14 protein-coding genes, 1 tRNA gene and 1 other RNA gene are annotated in these 15,562 nt (G+C 34.6%); 9 read left to right on the forward strand and 7 right to left on the reverse strand.

The annotated features are described in order from the left end of the window. The first annotated feature begins 55 nt into the window (after nt 1-55). An RNA gene (gene ffs / locus IJF99_RS09055) (signal recognition particle sRNA) lies at nt 56-370 on the forward strand. A 60-nt stretch (nt 371-430) separates the two neighbouring features. Continuing rightward, nucleotides 431-514: transfer RNA gene (locus IJF99_RS09060), tRNA-Ser, on the forward strand. Between the two features lie 4 nt (nt 515-518). Here IJF99_RS09060 and IJF99_RS09065 read toward each other — a convergent pair. The 3 genes from IJF99_RS09065 to IJF99_RS09075 are packed head-to-tail and all read right to left on the reverse strand — an operon-like array spanning nt 519 to nt 4,149. Continuing rightward, nucleotides 519-1,424, reverse strand: coding sequence for a cation diffusion facilitator family transporter (locus tag IJF99_RS09065; RefSeq protein WP_292794509.1), 906 nt, complete (start codon nt 1,422-1,424; stop codon nt 519-521). Beyond that, nucleotides 1,417-2,535 carry a pyridoxal phosphate-dependent aminotransferase gene (locus IJF99_RS09070; RefSeq protein ID WP_292794512.1) on the reverse strand — a complete coding sequence of 373 codons (1,119 nt, stop codon included), beginning with the start codon at nt 2,533-2,535 and terminating at the stop codon, nt 1,417-1,419. The genes IJF99_RS09065 and IJF99_RS09070 overlap by 8 nt, the downstream gene beginning before the upstream one ends. A 42-nt stretch (nt 2,536-2,577) precedes the next feature. Then, nucleotides 2,578-4,149, reverse strand: coding sequence for a radical SAM protein (locus IJF99_RS09075; protein ID WP_292794514.1), 1,572 nt, complete (start codon nt 4,147-4,149; stop codon nt 2,578-2,580). A 488-nt stretch (nt 4,150-4,637) separates the two neighbouring features. Here IJF99_RS09075 and IJF99_RS09080 point away from each other — a divergent pair, with 488 nt between their 5' ends. The 4 genes from IJF99_RS09080 to fwdF all read left to right on the forward strand — a co-directional run bounded on the left by IJF99_RS09080 (nt 4,638) and on the right by fwdF (nt 9,450). Beyond that, the gene (locus IJF99_RS09080; protein WP_292794516.1) at nt 4,638-7,583 is read left to right on the forward strand and encodes an Ig-like domain repeat protein; all 2,946 of its coding nucleotides are present in this window, start codon (nt 4,638-4,640) and stop codon (nt 7,581-7,583) included. 112 nt (nt 7,584-7,695) lie between these two features. Then, the gene (locus IJF99_RS09085; protein ID WP_292794518.1) at nt 7,696-8,163 is read left to right on the forward strand and encodes a phosphopantetheine adenylyltransferase; all 468 of its coding nucleotides are present in this window, start codon (nt 7,696-7,698) and stop codon (nt 8,161-8,163) included. 76 nt (nt 8,164-8,239) lie between these two features. Continuing rightward, nucleotides 8,240-8,431: a 4Fe-4S binding protein gene (locus tag IJF99_RS09090; protein WP_116591356.1), complete on the forward strand. Its 192-nt coding sequence runs from the start codon at nt 8,240-8,242 to the stop codon at nt 8,429-8,431. Nucleotides 8,432-8,439: 8 nt separating this feature from the next. Beyond that, nucleotides 8,440-9,450 (forward strand): tungsten-dependent formylmethanofuran dehydrogenase subunit FwdF, encoded by a 1,011-nt coding sequence (fwdF, locus tag IJF99_RS09095; RefSeq protein WP_292794521.1) that lies wholly within the window; start codon nt 8,440-8,442, stop codon nt 9,448-9,450. 18 nt (nt 9,451-9,468) lie between these two features. Here the strand turns inward: fwdF and IJF99_RS09100 are convergent, their stop codons facing one another. Together IJF99_RS09100 and IJF99_RS09105 are read right to left on the reverse strand one after the other, a co-directional pair. Further along, nucleotides 9,469-9,651, reverse strand: coding sequence for a class III signal peptide-containing protein (locus IJF99_RS09100; RefSeq protein WP_292794523.1), 183 nt, complete (start codon nt 9,649-9,651; stop codon nt 9,469-9,471). Then, nucleotides 9,644-9,850 carry a class III signal peptide-containing protein gene (locus tag IJF99_RS09105; protein WP_292794526.1) on the reverse strand — a complete coding sequence of 69 codons (207 nt, stop codon included), beginning with the start codon at nt 9,848-9,850 and terminating at the stop codon, nt 9,644-9,646. The genes IJF99_RS09100 and IJF99_RS09105 overlap by 8 nt, the downstream gene beginning before the upstream one ends. Before the next feature lie 184 nt (nt 9,851-10,034). Between IJF99_RS09105 and IJF99_RS09110 the strand changes: the two genes are divergently transcribed. Further along, nucleotides 10,035-11,210 (forward strand): hypothetical protein, encoded by a 1,176-nt coding sequence (locus IJF99_RS09110; protein WP_292794528.1) that lies wholly within the window; start codon nt 10,035-10,037, stop codon nt 11,208-11,210. Next, nucleotides 11,210-11,929 (forward strand): metal-dependent hydrolase, encoded by a 720-nt coding sequence (locus IJF99_RS09115; RefSeq protein ID WP_292794529.1) that lies wholly within the window; start codon nt 11,210-11,212, stop codon nt 11,927-11,929. The genes IJF99_RS09110 and IJF99_RS09115 overlap by 1 nt, the downstream gene beginning before the upstream one ends. Here IJF99_RS09115 and rqcH read toward each other — a convergent pair. Beyond that, nucleotides 11,926-13,932, reverse strand: a complete 2,007-nt coding sequence (rqcH, locus tag IJF99_RS09120; RefSeq protein ID WP_292794531.1) for a ribosome rescue protein RqcH — start codon at nt 13,930-13,932, stop codon at nt 11,926-11,928. The two genes, IJF99_RS09115 and rqcH, sit on opposite strands and share 4 nt — an antisense overlap. A gap of 86 nt (nt 13,933-14,018) precedes the next feature. On the opposite strand from rqcH, the gene IJF99_RS09125 reads away from it, so the two are divergent. Then, nucleotides 14,019-14,291 (forward strand): hypothetical protein, encoded by a 273-nt coding sequence (locus tag IJF99_RS09125; protein ID WP_292794533.1) that lies wholly within the window; start codon nt 14,019-14,021, stop codon nt 14,289-14,291. Here the strand turns inward: IJF99_RS09125 and IJF99_RS09130 are convergent. Continuing rightward, nucleotides 14,286-15,562 (reverse strand): DUF2070 family protein (locus IJF99_RS09130; protein ID WP_292794535.1); only part of this gene is annotated, 1,277 nt, incomplete at its 5' end. The two genes, IJF99_RS09125 and IJF99_RS09130, sit on opposite strands and share 6 nt — an antisense overlap.

Here is a 15,562-nt window from a genome sequence, read left to right on the forward strand (position 1 = left end):
TCAGCCTATTTCCATATTTTTCACTAACATTTATATAAGATTAAAATCAAATATAAAGTTGGCTAGACTGGAGGGTTAGGGGTCCTCTGTAAGCACACACCCCCTTTGGTGCAGTCGAAGTTCAAAAGGCGGCTTTTTAAGAGAGTATAAGCCTAGAAAAACAACATAGAAACCTCGTCCTACAGGATTGGTGGTGGTGAGATTTTTACTGGAGGGTAAAAATTAGTCATCTCTGATACAGGAACGGGTCAGGCCCGGAAGGGAGCAGCTCTACTGTTAACATGCAATGCTTGTAGAATCCCGGGGTGGAGTTGGCTTTTTTAGATCACTTATATTTTTGAGATTAGTCCACTTTTGAACACGCCATTAAAAAAATAATTAACTTTATTAACATGTTTAAACATATTATTTAGTATACTGTTTTTTACTAGTCGGGATGGCCCAGCCTGGTACGGCGTCGGACTGCTAATCCGATGGTCTTATGACCTCCGGGGTTCAAATCCCCGTCCCGGCGCTTTTTAATTATCTATTTCTTGATCATGATTATATTTTAATCCAATAGGGCACACATGCACCATAACTGATTTTATTTCAGGAATGGCTTTAAGGATATTGTTTTCCACGTCATGTGCAATTTGATGGGATTCAGTTAATGGCATATTTCCATCAACTTCAACATGCAGGTATGCGGTGGCATATGAGCCTAAATAATCGACTTTAATGTTATGTGCATTCTGAGCATTCGGAGTTAAATTGGCAACGGTTTGTATTTTGCTTATCAGTTCCTGTGATGGCACTTTCCCCATTATATTGTCAATATTTTCTTTAGCGATTTCATAAGCTGTTTTAATGATTAATAAACCTATCAATAATCCAACAAGGGGATCTAAAATAGGATAACCAATGTTTGATATAACTACACTGATTAAAATGGCAACAGAAGTAAATATGTCTGTTCTTTGATGTTTTCCATCTGCAACTATAGCGGGACTTCTGATATCCTTACCGATTCTGATAATGTATTCGCTTATGAAATAGTTTACAAATATTCCTATGACGGCCATTATTGCCGCATATATGTCCGGAACGGTAATTAAAGAAGGATGCATTATTTTATCAACAGCACCGGTGATAATTTCATAGGCAACAATTGCCAGAAATATCACTATTAATAATCCGCTTATGGCTTCTGCACGTCCATGACCTATGGGATGTTCCTTATCTGCGGGTTTTTGACCTATCTTAAACCCTATATAAGCTATTACTGAAGTTATCACGTCTGAAAAGGTATGGGCTCCTTCAGATACCAATGCGTAACTTCCGGACAGTAATCCTATAATGATGTTGAAAACCGTTAAAAAGCAATTAGCCGTTATCGCTACAAATGAAGCTTTTGTTCCGGTTTTAGTTCTATTTTCATCCATTAACTACACTCTCTTCAAGTATATCCATTGCCTTTTCGATATTTTCATAAGAATTGGCATAAGACATTCTGATATGTCCTTTTCCATTGGATCCGAATGCAAATCCCGGAACTGTGATTACGCCTGCTTCTGCAGCTTTCTTGACGAAATCTTCATCTTCGATTTTTGGAAATACATAAAATGCCCCTTCGGCATTGACTGTTTCATAGCCCATTCCATTCAAACGACTCACAATCAGATCTCTTCTTCTTTGGAATTCATTAACCATTTTTGTTACGTCATCCTGCGGACCGGTCAATGCTTCATAGGCTCCTTTTTGCGCTGTAGAATTGCTGCATGCTATGCTGTTTTGATGTATTTTAAATAATTCTTCACAGTGTTCGTCGTTTGCAGTCAAATAACCGATTCTTAATCCTGTCATTGCGTAGGTTTTTGAAAATCCGTTTATGGTTATCACGTTGTCGCTGTATTTTGCAGGGGAGTAATGTTTTTTGTCATATATTATCTTTTCATAGATTTCATCTGAAATAATTAAAAAATCATGATCCATGGATAAATCGGCAATCGCCTTAATGTCTTCTTTTTCCATTACCGCACCTGTTGGGTTTGATGGGGAATTTAAGAATATTGCTTTTGTTTTATCAGTAATCTTTTCCTGAACGTCATCTGATTTTAGCTTAAACTCATTTTCCATTTTACAGTCAACAGGCACGATTGTACCACCAGCAAGGTTGATGACGGATTCATATAATAGGAAACTTGGATTTGGTAAAAGTATCTCATCCCCTTGTTCCATGAATGCCTGTGCACTGATGTATAATCCTTCACTGGCTCCAACCGTTACGATGACATTTTCAGGGTTGGTATTGATGCCGTTGTCTTTTTTGAATTTCTTAACAATTTCTTCTCTCAATTCAATATATCCCTTATTCGGAGTATAATGAGTGTCATTTTCATCAATTGATTTTTTCATTGCATCCTTAATGTTTTGCGGCACATCGAAATCCGGTTCGCCAATACCCAAGTTGATGGCATCGGGATTTGTAGCTTCAAACATTTTTCTGATTAATGATAATTCTATTAATTTTGTTCTGCTTGCCGGTTTTATCATAAATTTTGCCTCACTTATATTATAGTATATTATTATAGTAAATTAATTTTTTTCTAGTAATACTTTTTCACATGCCCCGCAATTATAGCATGGTGATGTTTCACACCAGGGGGTTTGCTTTAGATTTTTTAATCTTCTGTGCTCGATTTTCAGAAATCTTTCATTTACGCCAACGTCAATATTGCTCCAAGGTAATTTTTCATCAAGATCATATTTTGGAGTAATCTCTCTCCATTCCTTGAGTGTCGGTTGTTTTTCTAGAGATTTTTCAATAATCGTAGAAATGCCCCTATCTCCACAAGACAGTATATATTGAATTAGTCCTTTTTTAGGACTTTCGCATTTTATGTTATAATTTTTCATTTCCTTTTGAATATATCTTGTTTTCCTTTTTATATCTTTAAAATCATAACATTCCCATTGAAGTGGAGTATGGGGTTTTGGAATTACAGGATTTATGCTGAATTTTACCCTTTTAGGATTCTTATGCATATGGGCTATTTTTTTCATGTATTCGCAAAGCTCATGAATATCCTCATCACTTTCACCGGGGATTCCTATTAGAAAATATAGTTTAATATTGAAATCCAATTCAACTGCATTTTTTATTACTGTAAAAATTTGTTTTTCTAGTATCTCTTTATTCACTACTTTTCTAAGTCGGGCAATCGATTCAGGTGCAAGTGTAATGGTTTTCAATCCGCTTTTTTTCAGTGTGGTCAATGTTTCCATGGTAATCGATTCGATTCTCAGTGAAGGTGTTGAAATTTGAAAACCCTCTTTTTCAAGTCCATCAATCAATTTATCCAAATCACTATAATCAGAAACTGCCGCGCCGATGAGCGTAACCTTATTCAATCCTGAATTTTTCCTGTTTTCAATTGCAATGTCGATTAAATTTTTCCAGTCGGTCTCTCTTGCAGGTCTGTAAAGATAACCTGCCATGCAAAATCTGCATCCCCGTGTACATCCTCTTGAAACGTTCAGCATGATTGTGTTATTGAAGACACTTTGATAGTCCTCGTCATCACTTTTACTCAAAACCGGCTGTGTTATATGGTAGGTTTCATTCATGTTGTCTACAAGAGTGATTTTTGTTTCATTGTCAAATTCCGGAATGTAGATCCCGTCAATGTCCAGATATCTTTCCAGGTTCCTATCGGGAGAGTCCTTATAGACGTTTAAAAATTCATTGATCGAATTTTCACCTTCTCCAATAATGAATATGTCAATAAAATCAGACATGGGGAGAGGATTTGCGGTTGCGCAAGGCCCTCCTGCGATAATCAAAGGATATTCATCTCCGCGGTCTTTTCTTCTCAGTGGAATTTCGGCTTCTTTAAGCATTTCCAAAACATTAAAATAGTCTTCCTCAAACTGAAGAGAAAAGCTTATTATGTCAAAATACTTTCCAGGAGTATTGGATTCGAGTGATTTAATGCTTGGATAGATTATCCTTTCACACCAGGTATCCTCACGTTCATTAATCAGATTATATAATAGGTTATAACCTAATGAAGACATTGCTGTTCTATAAATATTCGGATAAGCCAATGCGAATCGCATATCTACTTTCTTGTAGTCCTTTTGAAAAATGTTTTTTTCATACAGCATTGAATCAACTTTTTGTGAATTTTTTAATTTTAATATTTTGGAGTTATTTTTCCAAATACTTTTACTATTTCAATTATTTTTTATCAAATCAGACAATTTTTCATTGAATTTAGGTTTAATTACTGAATATAAACTAATTTTTTCTATAAAATATTGTCAATTTTAAATTTCATTTTTTATGGATTTGTTAAAATTTTATTGCAAATTTAAGTATTTTGATTTTTTCATAGATAATTTTAATATATTTTTTTCTTAATTTTGCTATTCTACTAGTTTTTAATCTTTTCTGATTAATTTGAGTATTTTTAAGCCGTTTTTCATATATTGGAGTTTTAAAAACATTTATATAATATAAAATAAATAATCTTTATCCACTCATTATGAAATACTATATTTTAGTATAATCATATTTTACTATAAAATTTTCGTAATGAGAACCAAGAGGTGGAAAAATTTCGATAAAAAATAAGGCATTAGTGTTATCTGTCGTGTTCATATTTTTCCTTATCATAGGATCAGTTAGCGCAGCAGATTCATTAAATGCTGTAAATAAAGAAGATTCAAATTTAATAGGAGATAATGACTATTCATTATCTGCAGAAGATAAATTAGAAATTTCTAGCGAGTATTCTATCTCAGAAACTAATATAGTTAATTCTCATGATGATAATTTGGGAAATTGTCCAGATGATGAGGTTCTAAATATTAGTGCCGACTCATCTGAGGATAATAACGGACAAATCGCTTCCAATGTTGGCGAAGTAGCCGATGACATTATCAGTTCATCCATTTCAAGTAGTGATAGAGTTGCCACTGATATTTCAAGTAGCAATGTAGTCGGTACTGAAGGTGCAACTGTATTGAGTGCCAAATCTGCTACCTTAGTTTCTACAAAATTAAGTATTTCCAATGCTCACTATGGAAAATCAGCCACTACCTTCAAAGTAGCTTTAAAAGATAAAAATGATAACCCCTTATCAAATCAGAAAGTTTCTTTAAAAGTGAACAAGAAAACTTACTCAGCATTCACCGATGCCAAAGGAATTGCATTAATCAAAACAGCTAGTTTAAAAGTTGGAACATATGCAATTGCATTAACTTATGGAGGAAATTCAAATTATTCTTCATCATCACTTTCTAAGAAAGTTAAGGTGTTATCCTCAGTTACTGGAAGTGATTTAACTAAATATTGCGGATATACAACAAAATATGTTGTAAAATTCTGGAAAGATAATTCAGCATTAGCAAAAACCAAAATTGCTTTCAAATTCAATGGTAAAACTTATACCAGAACCACCAATGATAATGGTGAAGCAGGTATTCACATTAATTTGGCTGCAGGCAAGTATGTAATCACCACCACAAACCCTTATACCAATGAAAAGGTTTCATATAACATTGTGGTTAAGAAAGACAGTACTAATTTGAACTCAAATAGTAAAACTTACATTCATGCCAATAAAAAAGGTTCATTCAGTGTTGTTTTGAAAACAGCACATAATACGTTACTTAAAAACAAGAAAATCTCTTTTACTTACAATAATAAAACAGTAACCTCAAAGACTGATGCGAATGGGAAAGCCACTGTAACTATTCCTGTTCTTGCTAAAGGTACTTATAAAATTAGTTTCAAGTATTCAGGAGATAATAATTTTGGAGGCAGTTCCGGTCAGGCATCTATTATTGTCGCCAGCCCTACTACAAAATTATCTTCTTCAGTTGTAGTAATGTATTACAATGATGGATCAAAACTTCATGTCAAATTAACTGATAGCAATGACAATGTTTTAGCGGATAAAAATGTCAAAATCGTGCTTAATGGAAAAACTTCAATTTGCAAAACTAACAGTAAAGGTACCGCAACCCTTAACCTGAAGAATATTAAACCAGGTAACTATCTTGCAAAATATTATTACTCTAATGCGGGATTAAAGGATTATAGTTATGGTTCAAAGAGAGTTATAGTCTTGTATAAAGTCGCTAAAATCAGTGCAAAAGATTTAACAATGAAGGCAAATGAGGATTCTTATTACAGAGCAGTTGTTAAAGATGAATCAGGCAATCTTCTTAAAGGAGTGTTTGTTAAATCCACCATTAACGGTAAATCTCATATTTATCAGACTGATTCCAACGGTGTTGTAAAATTGAAAATCACATTGGGCGCAGGTCATTATACAATTAAAACTTTACTTGCAGATCCTATCTATAAATCTGCTCCGGTATCCACTAAGGTTACAGTTAAAGGAGCCAAATTCATTCCTGTAAGCAATTATCTCCCTGTCAGTGACCAAGCCACATTTTCAGTTAAAGTCGTCAATGAAAATAATAATGCTTATAAGAATAAGAATGTTGTTTTCACTTTCAAGGGTAAAACTTTAACCGCTAAGACAAACGATAACGGCATAGCTAAAGTTAATTTAGGTACATTATCTAAAGGAAGTTATAGCATAAGCTTCAATTGCGGAGCATATCACGGTTCCTCCAAAGTTTATGTTTTGAACAAGGTAGCTATTAGTGACATTATAAAGGCTTCAAAAAGTGTCAGAAGCTATATTTCCAATAATCATAAGTTACCTTCCACAGTCAAAATAGGGGATGCTACATTTAAAACCGCTGACTATTTATATCTGGCTTCCAAAGCTATTGTAAATCTGAAAGCAGGCAATAAAAAAGATATCTCCCTTAAGATTTTAGATAACCCTACAAAACCTCTAGGAGCATATAACCTAGGTTATCTAAGAAATTATCTTAGTGTGGCTAAAAAGGTTGTAAATACTGCGGAATCCAAAGGAGTTATTCCTAATTCCGTAAGTTCACAGGTTGGAACCATCGGTTATCAGGGTCTGGTCAGCACATTTTCAAATGTTCTCACTTACTATGGTAACCACAATAAAATGCCAACTTACACTAATGTTAAATCTTTCGGAGGTTACTCTTCCGCCATAACTGGAGTATTAAACTTTAAGAATAAGATTAGTAATCTTGCACCGTACTTGGCAGCTGTTAAAAACTGTGAAATTAACGATGCTCAAATTAAACAGTTAGTCTCTAAGTTAACAAAGGATTGTAAGAGTGACAAGGAAAAAGCAACTGTGATTTATAATTATGTAAGGGATAAAATCTCCTATACTTTCTATTATAACACCAGATATGGGGCAGCAGGCACATTAAAAGCAAAACACGGTAATTGTGTTGACCAGGCTCATTTGGTCGTTGCAATGTTTAGATGTGCGGGATTACCTACCATGTATGTCCATGGTACTTGCCATTTCTCAAGCGGTAATACTTACGGTCACGTATGGGGAATGGTATTGATAGGTGATACTTGGACTGTTGCAGACCCTGTAAGTTCTAGGAACTCGTTAGGTAAAGTAGTAAACTGGAATACAAACTCATATAAGCTTAAGGGATATTATACATCCATTTCATTCTAGTTTATCTACTTTTAATTTTTTTTTTAATTTTTTTATTCTCTCTTTTTTTATAGCTATTAATTTATATTAGTAATAATAAACAATTAACCAACAAGCTAATTGGAACAGTATTATGACTTCTAAAAAATATAAAAAGGTGGCTGTTGGCGGAACTTTTGATAAATTTCATGATGGGCATAGAAAATTGCTGTCCACTGCTTTTGAAATTGGGGATAAAGTTGAAATTGGCGTCACTTCTGATGCTTTTGGAGGACTGAAAGGAGATATTGATTCTTGTAAAATAAGAATGAGCAATCTTAAGTCTTTTTTTCCTGATGAATCTAATTTTGTTGTGGTTCCATTAGAAGATCCATATGGTACTACTATTTATGATGAGGATTTTGATGCAATTGTTGTCAGTGAAGAGACTGAACCGACTGCCATTAAAATAAATGAGATTAGAAGTTCTAAGGGCATGAACCCTCTGGATATTGTTGTAGTTAGTTTTGTGTTGGCTTATGATGGAAATCCCATTTCTTCTACAAGGATTAGAAGGGGAGAGATTAATCGAAGTGGGATTTTTATCAGTTCGGAAAAATAATCGATATGTTTATATGTGCATTTCGATAAATATATGATTGGCATGAAAAATTTTTTCATGTAAACGAGGTGGTTATATGGCAGTAAAAATTGATCCTGATGCTTGCGGACATATCCAAGATTGTCCTGTTCAAGGGTTATGCATTAAACTTTGTGAGCAAGGAGCCATCATAGAAGAAGACGGGGATGTAAAAATAGTTCCTGAAAACTGTGATGATTGCGACCTTTGTATACAAAATTGTCCAAATCAAGCCATATCTAAAGCATGAGGGATAGTATGTTTAATATTGAGAGAGAAGGTGAAGAACACCGTTTTTTATCATACAAGGATGAAAATTGTGTGGGCTGTGGAATATGTGTCAATGTTTGTCCAACAGATTCTTTAAGATTAGGACCTATTGTGCCAATTGCACGCGGATTAATAGAAATGGATTTCATTTCATGCAATTCTGATTCTTGCGTACTTTGTGGTTTATGTTCAACAGCTTGTCCATTTGATTCATTATCATTAAATATTGATGGTGTATCAATTAAAGATTTAGCAACATATCCTACTTGGGATGTCAAATCAGAAGTTGATGATGAAGAGTGCATGTACTGCGGCAGATGTTATTCAGTATGTCCAAGGGATTCAATTATCTTTGAAAGATTCCTCCCTAATCCTGTAGACCTGGTTAGAGGGGAAATTGAAATAAATACTGATGATTGCATATACTGTTCTTTCTGTGCAGATATGTGTCCTGCCGGAGCTATAACAGTTAAGAATATCCCAAAATCAACCAGTGATTTGGTAAATAATTCCATAGAAGTGGACTTGTCTAAATGTATTTTCTGCGGAATATGTAAAAGAGTATGTCCTGAAGATGCAATCAAACAAGTTTGTTCAACTTGCATGTGGGCAGATGAGATTCCTGTTCCTGAGATTACTGGGAATACATTCATTTCCGAAGAATCCTGTGTTAACTGTTCATGGTGTTCAGAAATATGTCCAGTTGATGCGATTACAATTACCAAACCATTTGAAGGTACATTGGAATTGGTTGAAACTGACGAAAAAGTTTGTAAAGGCGATTCATGTCACGCATGTCTAGATATATGTCCATGTAATGCTGTTGAAATTATTGATGGCAAATCCGTTACTAATTTGGACTTCTGTAACCTGTGCGGAGCCTGTGTAACTGCATGTCCACAGGATATCAGAGTTGTATCTAGAACAGCAATGAACTTAAACAATATCAATTCCGAATCTTGGAATGAAATTTTAAATTCTTTATTAGTTGGAAAATAGAGAGATTCACTCTCTATTTCATATTTTATTTATCAAATAATTTCGTTCTGTTTTTAATAAATTGTGAATATTTGTTTGTGTCTTTTGAGTTATATTTGACATATAGCTTCCTATCAGAAGTACGACAACGATTAATCCGCCAATTATTAAGATTAATTCCGCACTTCCCTGTCCTTTATTATCAAGTTTTTTTCTAGACATGGGTCCTATTGTCCAGTATGGTGTTTCTAACATCCATGATATCGTCTTTTGCTTTTAAGCTGACATCACTTGTGTTCATATATGATCTGTATATTGTTAATGCAAGCAATGCAATAACAATAACTCCTCCAAACAGAAGAATATATTCTGCGGCTCCTTGACCTGAATTTTCATTGATAAATTTTTTCATTTTTTTCATCTTTATCACCATATAAATCTTAGATTTTTTAATATATTAATATTACTAATATATAAAAAAGGTATTACTTTTGCTCTTTTTTCCTTAAATTTTCGTGTTTTTTTCCAATAACTTTATAAATGGTTTCGAATAAATAAATTAATAGTTAAATAATAGAGTGATAATATTTGATAAGGGTGAAATCGTGGGAAATACAATAAAATTAGTTTCAGGTTTTATTTTATTTGTAATTGGTGTTCTCCTTGCATACGAAACAATTGTCTATAATCTAATAGACCTTTTGTTAATAGTTGGTTTACTCATTTCAATCGTAGGAATTATAATGATGGTCAGCTATTTTGTTGATTTGAATGCAGATAGAACTACTAATATGATTAAAGAATTTATAGAGTCAAAAGAATCAAATTCTTCTTCTTTTAGAGGATTAGAAAGAAAATCAAAAGAAAAAAATGCTCGTCCATTAAAAGTTCGCAAGGAATTTAATGATTACGAGGACGATGTCGAATTTGATGAGATTATTGTTGATGATTATCCGGACACTTCAACTTCCAGATTTTTCGGATCTTCATTCGAGGATAATCCAAAAGCTGTTTTAAATGTCGTTCCTCATGAGGAACAGGAAGTTAGTTTCGACAATGAACTTACATTTACTCCGTATTACGGCAAACCGGTAAAGGTTACCAGGGCTCCTAGGAGGCGTGATGACGAATATTATGTTGATGAGGTTCCTGAATTCATCGTTGAACCAACTCATAACTCCAATGAGATTCAAAATGCTTTAGCAGAAGATTCACCACTTCCTGAACCAGTTTTACATACTCCAACTAAAATTGAGCCAGAAGTGCCTGCTAGAGATATTAAAATTGACATCAACGATCCTGAGAGTTTGCCGGTTCCTAAATCACTCAACAGTTACGTGATTTCCGATTCTGGTGTATTAACTTCCAAAGAAGCTTTCGATGATTTGGCCGTTAATGTTCATAAAGAAATAATGCTCGAAATTCCATCATTAAATGATTTGTCTGATAGAGTCTTGTCTCATGTTCCAACAATCTATTCCAGAGTCATCATTAATGAATTCGATGTTTCAGATGTATCCTACATGTTTTTAATATCTTCTTTATTGAAACAGGGAGTACATATTAAAACAGTTCCTAGAGTTCATGCTATAAACTTGATTACTGATGATTCACATGCAATGATTATATCTGAAGGCAAAAATGACATGGAATATGGTGCCATCTATGACGACAGGTCATCAATTTCAACTATCAGGGCTGATTTCGAGAAAACTTGGGATATAGCTTCAAGTTTAGATGAGAATATTCTGGTTGCCAATGCATCTGGCGGTGTTGCATAATGGAAATCAGGTGGTTAGGTCACTCTGCATTTGAAATAATCAGTGATGATGGGGTAAAGATTTTAATTGATCCATTTATTAGCAATAATCCTGCCTGTGAAGTGCCTGTAGAAGAACTTAATCCGGACATTATTTTGCTGACTCATGGACATTCAGACCATTTTGGCGATGCATTGGAGATTTCCAATAGTACTAATGCACCTATTGCCTGTGTTCATGAAATTTCACTCTTTTTAGCAAAACAAGGGATAAGAAACATCAGTGTCAATATCGGAGGTTCTTTTATTTACAGAAATATTAAATTTACCATGCTTGATGCCAAACACTCCTCAGACATTGACATTGTTGAGGAAACCGTTCCGGGAGGTACGGCTGCAAGCTTTTTAATAACATTTGAAGATGGAACTAAGATATTCCATGCAGGAGATACAGGTTTATTCGGTGATATGAAGGATATTATTGGTGCAATATATAAACCAGATGTTGTTTTAGTGCCTATTGGTGATAAATTCACTATGGGTCCTTTTGAAGCGGCTTTAGCTACAATGTGGATGAATCCAAAAGTGGTTATTCCGATGCATTACAATACATTTCCGCCAATAGAACAAGACCCTGCAATCTTTGCTAATTTTGTAAGTCAGTTCAACCCGAATATTGATGTTGTGGTAATGAATCCTGACGAATATTTTGAATTTAATCCTGAAAACTATCAGGATTAATTTTTTTCATATTTTTTTCTTTGATGATACTCTTCATCTATGTCGCATTTTCCAGATGGCAGCACCCTTATAATGTCATCCAATGTTAATAGGTCATCTTCGTTTATTCTATTTATGATTTTTTTAGCGATTGCTTCCTTTTTGGTATAACCCGGTTTGATTACAACATAGTTTTCACAATGGGCTTCTAAAGCTTCGATAGGACCGGCCATTATTCTTTTTCCTTCGTAGTCAACTATTCCTATAGCTATTTTTACCCTTGCGCCTCGGATATAGTTTCTATGGCCTCTGATGACAAATGACCCTTTTGCTAAAAATTCCCCTGATTCTGGTGTTTTGGTGACTTGCTCTGGGTGGACCCAAAAGACGTCCTGGGATGTGAAACCAAGAGACCAAGCAGATGAAAATGAAGCTGCGAACTCCCCGGATTCTTTAAGGAGATTGTCATTTAATTCGCCGCCATTCAGTTTGATGGCAGTTGATGATGCACCATGTATGTCAGCATGCAGATAAATGTCATTCGGTTCCAGATATTTCTTTACAACGTTCTCATTACTGTTGGCGTCACGCCCTCCGATTACTAGAGTTCCATCGGAACTTACAAACCATCTTAGTTTCTCATACCATTTAAGGTCTTTTTTCACTCTCTTTCTAGGGACTGCAACGCGTTCCATTGCAACGTCTTTTTTGGCTTTGATATCTTCAAGTTGCTTTTTGGTATTTTCTATAGCAATTAATGCTCCTTTTGTTTTTCTTTTTGCTTTTTTAGCTTTTTCGTAGTAATTTTCAGCATTTTCAGGTATGGTGATCTTGGGATCAATAATAAAAGAAGTATCATCTATGTTCAAAGTCAGGACGCCTAATTTATCTATTGACTCATATATTTGGGCTTCACTCATCCCGTCCTCTTTGGCTTTTTTCAGGATTTTTCCAATTTCCTTAAAAGAGTAGTCCTTGCTTCTAGCCTGATTCACAACAGTTATGATGTTTTCAATTGAAGGGTAATTAGAATAAATAATCTCCCCTTTATGTTGGCTATCTTCAATTGTCCTGTTAAAATTATCAAGTGTTTCTTCTTGTAAACGTAACCGTTTTTCAAACTTGTTTACTTTCTTATTCCAGGCGGACTCCTGAACATTTTTTATATCTGTATTGACTTTTTTGGAGTAAAACTCATCACAGGCCTCATTGAATGATTCGAAATATGTTTTTTCATAATCTTCATATTTTACCAAATCCAATGCAACAACATCCTCTTTGCCGTCACTTTTCACTATTTGGGGTTTTATTTCCCCATCTTTCAGGCTGTCGAACAAATCTTTAAATCCAGCGTATAATCCTGACAACTGTTCGTCACTTATTTCAGCATTTGGAGTATTCTTATCAATTTCGGTTATTTCATTTGCCCTTTTAATAATTTCTTCTGCATATAAGCTTCCAAGACCGTTTCTTGCAAGGGTTCTTACGGCATCGCTTTCATTATCCTGGAATAATGATTTGAACTCCTCTTCGTCGGCAGTTATCGGGTTGATTCCTCTTTCTTCGGGGAACAAATATTCTTTTTTGGAACTAATATCTCTGGTACTCCAATGTTTCCTTTTAAGAGGCAATATGATGTTATTCTCATCATCTAAAAGAATGATGTTTCCTTTGTCAAACAACTCCACGATTACAGTGTAGTATTTGTCCTTTTTCACTCTTATTTCAACTACACGGTCAAAATTATGCTGCTTGATGCTTTCCACATGAGCCCCTTTGATTCTTTTTCTCAAGAGCATGGGAAATGTTGGTGGAGTAGTCGGATTTTCCAGCGGGTATTGGCTTGTATGTATTCTTGAGCCGCATTGCATAACCAGATCAATTCTACCGGTTCCGGGAACATGAAATCTTATAACGACTATATCCTGGGTTGGCTGGAACGATTTATCAACTCTGGCTCCGCTCAATAGATTATTTAATTCATTACTTATTGTAAAAATGTCAACATTAGACATTGGTTTCATTGTTTTACACCTTTTTTCATCAATACTTTAATATATTATAACTCACTAAAATTATATTAATATATTTAATTTAACGGAGGATATACATGGACATTACTATTAAAGTTACAGGTATTCATATTATTTTTGGCCTTATAGCGGCTTTATTATCAGCAGGATTATCCATCGGTTGGTTCGGATTCAAAAATGATGTGTTTGCATTCTTCATTGCAGCAATCATCCTTTACTTCGTAGGTCAATTCTGTCAAAAAATTGCAGGAGATGAAATCTCCGGATTCAGCCAATGGTTATGGGACGGAATTTCACCATTTTTCTTTACTTGGGTTATTGCATATACATTATTTATATTATACTTATAATCCCCCAAAGAAAATCCATACAAATGCAATAAACAATGCTGTAATAAGCAAAACTGGAGCTATAATCTTACTGACCGCCACAACAGAACTTATTGTTGAAATCAACTCTGTCGAATTATTCGGACCGAAAGTATTAAGATTTTCTATTTTTTCAGTTCCAGTTCCAACTTCTACTTTTTCCAAATCTTTGATCGCTTCATTAATACTCAATTTTACATATTCAATTATTTCAGGTCTTTTTACAATACCAATTGGATTATATCCTCTTGAAAATGTGTTCACGGTATGAGTATCAGTTGTCATGACCTCGATTTCATCTATCTCCAAATCATCCACCGCATCCATGATCTCCTTTCTGAATCCGATTTCCATATTGTTTGAATCAAATAGGACATATGCGGTTCTTTGACCTCCAACTTCAACAACCATTGTTTTAATGCCGCTTTCACCGATTCCGTCATGTTTTTCAAGCGTGTCCATGTTATTTTCATAACATCCTACTTTCATTTCATATTTATCCTCTTCAGGATTAATCTTATCGATAGCGTCGATTAAATGGAAAACTTCCGCATTTCCCGGGTAAACTTCCCCGCTTTCAGCAGTAAATGAATTGTGACAATCAACAATCACGGAATCTGTCACATTGCAATGGCTTCTGCTTTGCATCATCATGGTAAGTCCAACACCAAATTCAATATCGTCAACCGCTTCCGGAGCAAATGTTGATAAGATAACCATACCCTTGTTGAAGAATTGAACGCCGATGTGGGCTTTTTTCGCATTATACCTTACAAATTTGCTTGCTTCATTGGAATATTCAACAGTTTTCAAACCTTTTTTGACAGAATTTTCGATTTTATCAATTTCAGATACTGCAATAGGGTTAAAGTCATGTGTTGAAGGGCCATGAGCAACCATTGTGAAATGGTCGAATTTATTTGCAAGAAGTGTAGGCATATTGGATCCTCCCAAATCACCCAATGGTCCGGGATGTACTGACGGAGAAATGAATAACGCTTTTATGCCGTTTTCTGTTTTAAAACTAATGAATGTTACAATGGTGTCAATAGCTTCACTCATGTTTTCAAACAGTCCTTCAAGGGAGTTTGATCCTTCATTCATGTGTGCAATGAATAAACTTAATAAATCCAATACTCCTATTCCTAAATTTTTCTTGAATGGTGAAGCAATAACCTTAATGAATGCATATATTGCCAAAACGAATATGACTGATGCGACTAGCGCTTTAATCATAACCTGCATTATCACCG

Source organism: Methanobrevibacter sp. (assembly GCF_017406825.1).
Classification (GTDB): domain Archaea; phylum Methanobacteriota; class Methanobacteria; order Methanobacteriales; family Methanobacteriaceae; genus Methanocatella.

What these genes read in the sequence shown, in the direction of transcription:
- IJF99_RS09070 (WP_292794512.1), bottom strand. Translation starts at nt 2,535, where the DNA reads ATGATAAAACCGGCAAGCAGAACAAAATTAATAGAATTATCATTAATC.
- IJF99_RS09100 (WP_292794523.1), bottom strand. Translation starts at nt 9,651, where the DNA reads ATGTCTAGAAAAAAACTTGATAATAAAGGACAGGGAAGTGCGGAATTA.
- rqcH (WP_292794531.1), bottom strand. Translation starts at nt 13,932, where the DNA reads ATGAAACCAATGTCTAATGTTGACATTTTTACAATAAGTAATGAATTA.
- IJF99_RS09065 (WP_292794509.1), bottom strand. Translation starts at nt 1,424, where the DNA reads ATGGATGAAAATAGAACTAAAACCGGAACAAAAGCTTCATTTGTAGCG.
- IJF99_RS09075 (WP_292794514.1), bottom strand. Translation starts at nt 4,149, where the DNA reads ATGCTGTATGAAAAAAACATTTTTCAAAAGGACTACAAGAAAGTAGAT.
- IJF99_RS09115 (WP_292794529.1), top strand. Translation starts at nt 11,210, where the DNA reads ATGGAAATCAGGTGGTTAGGTCACTCTGCATTTGAAATAATCAGTGAT.
- IJF99_RS09105 (WP_292794526.1), bottom strand. Translation starts at nt 9,850, where the DNA reads ATGAAAAAAATGAAAAAATTTATCAATGAAAATTCAGGTCAAGGAGCC.
- IJF99_RS09125 (WP_292794533.1), top strand. Translation starts at nt 14,019, where the DNA reads ATGGACATTACTATTAAAGTTACAGGTATTCATATTATTTTTGGCCTT.
- fwdF (WP_292794521.1), top strand. Translation starts at nt 8,440, where the DNA reads ATGTTTAATATTGAGAGAGAAGGTGAAGAACACCGTTTTTTATCATAC.
- IJF99_RS09085 (WP_292794518.1), top strand. Translation starts at nt 7,696, where the DNA reads ATGACTTCTAAAAAATATAAAAAGGTGGCTGTTGGCGGAACTTTTGAT.
- IJF99_RS09090 (WP_116591356.1), top strand. Translation starts at nt 8,240, where the DNA reads ATGGCAGTAAAAATTGATCCTGATGCTTGCGGACATATCCAAGATTGT.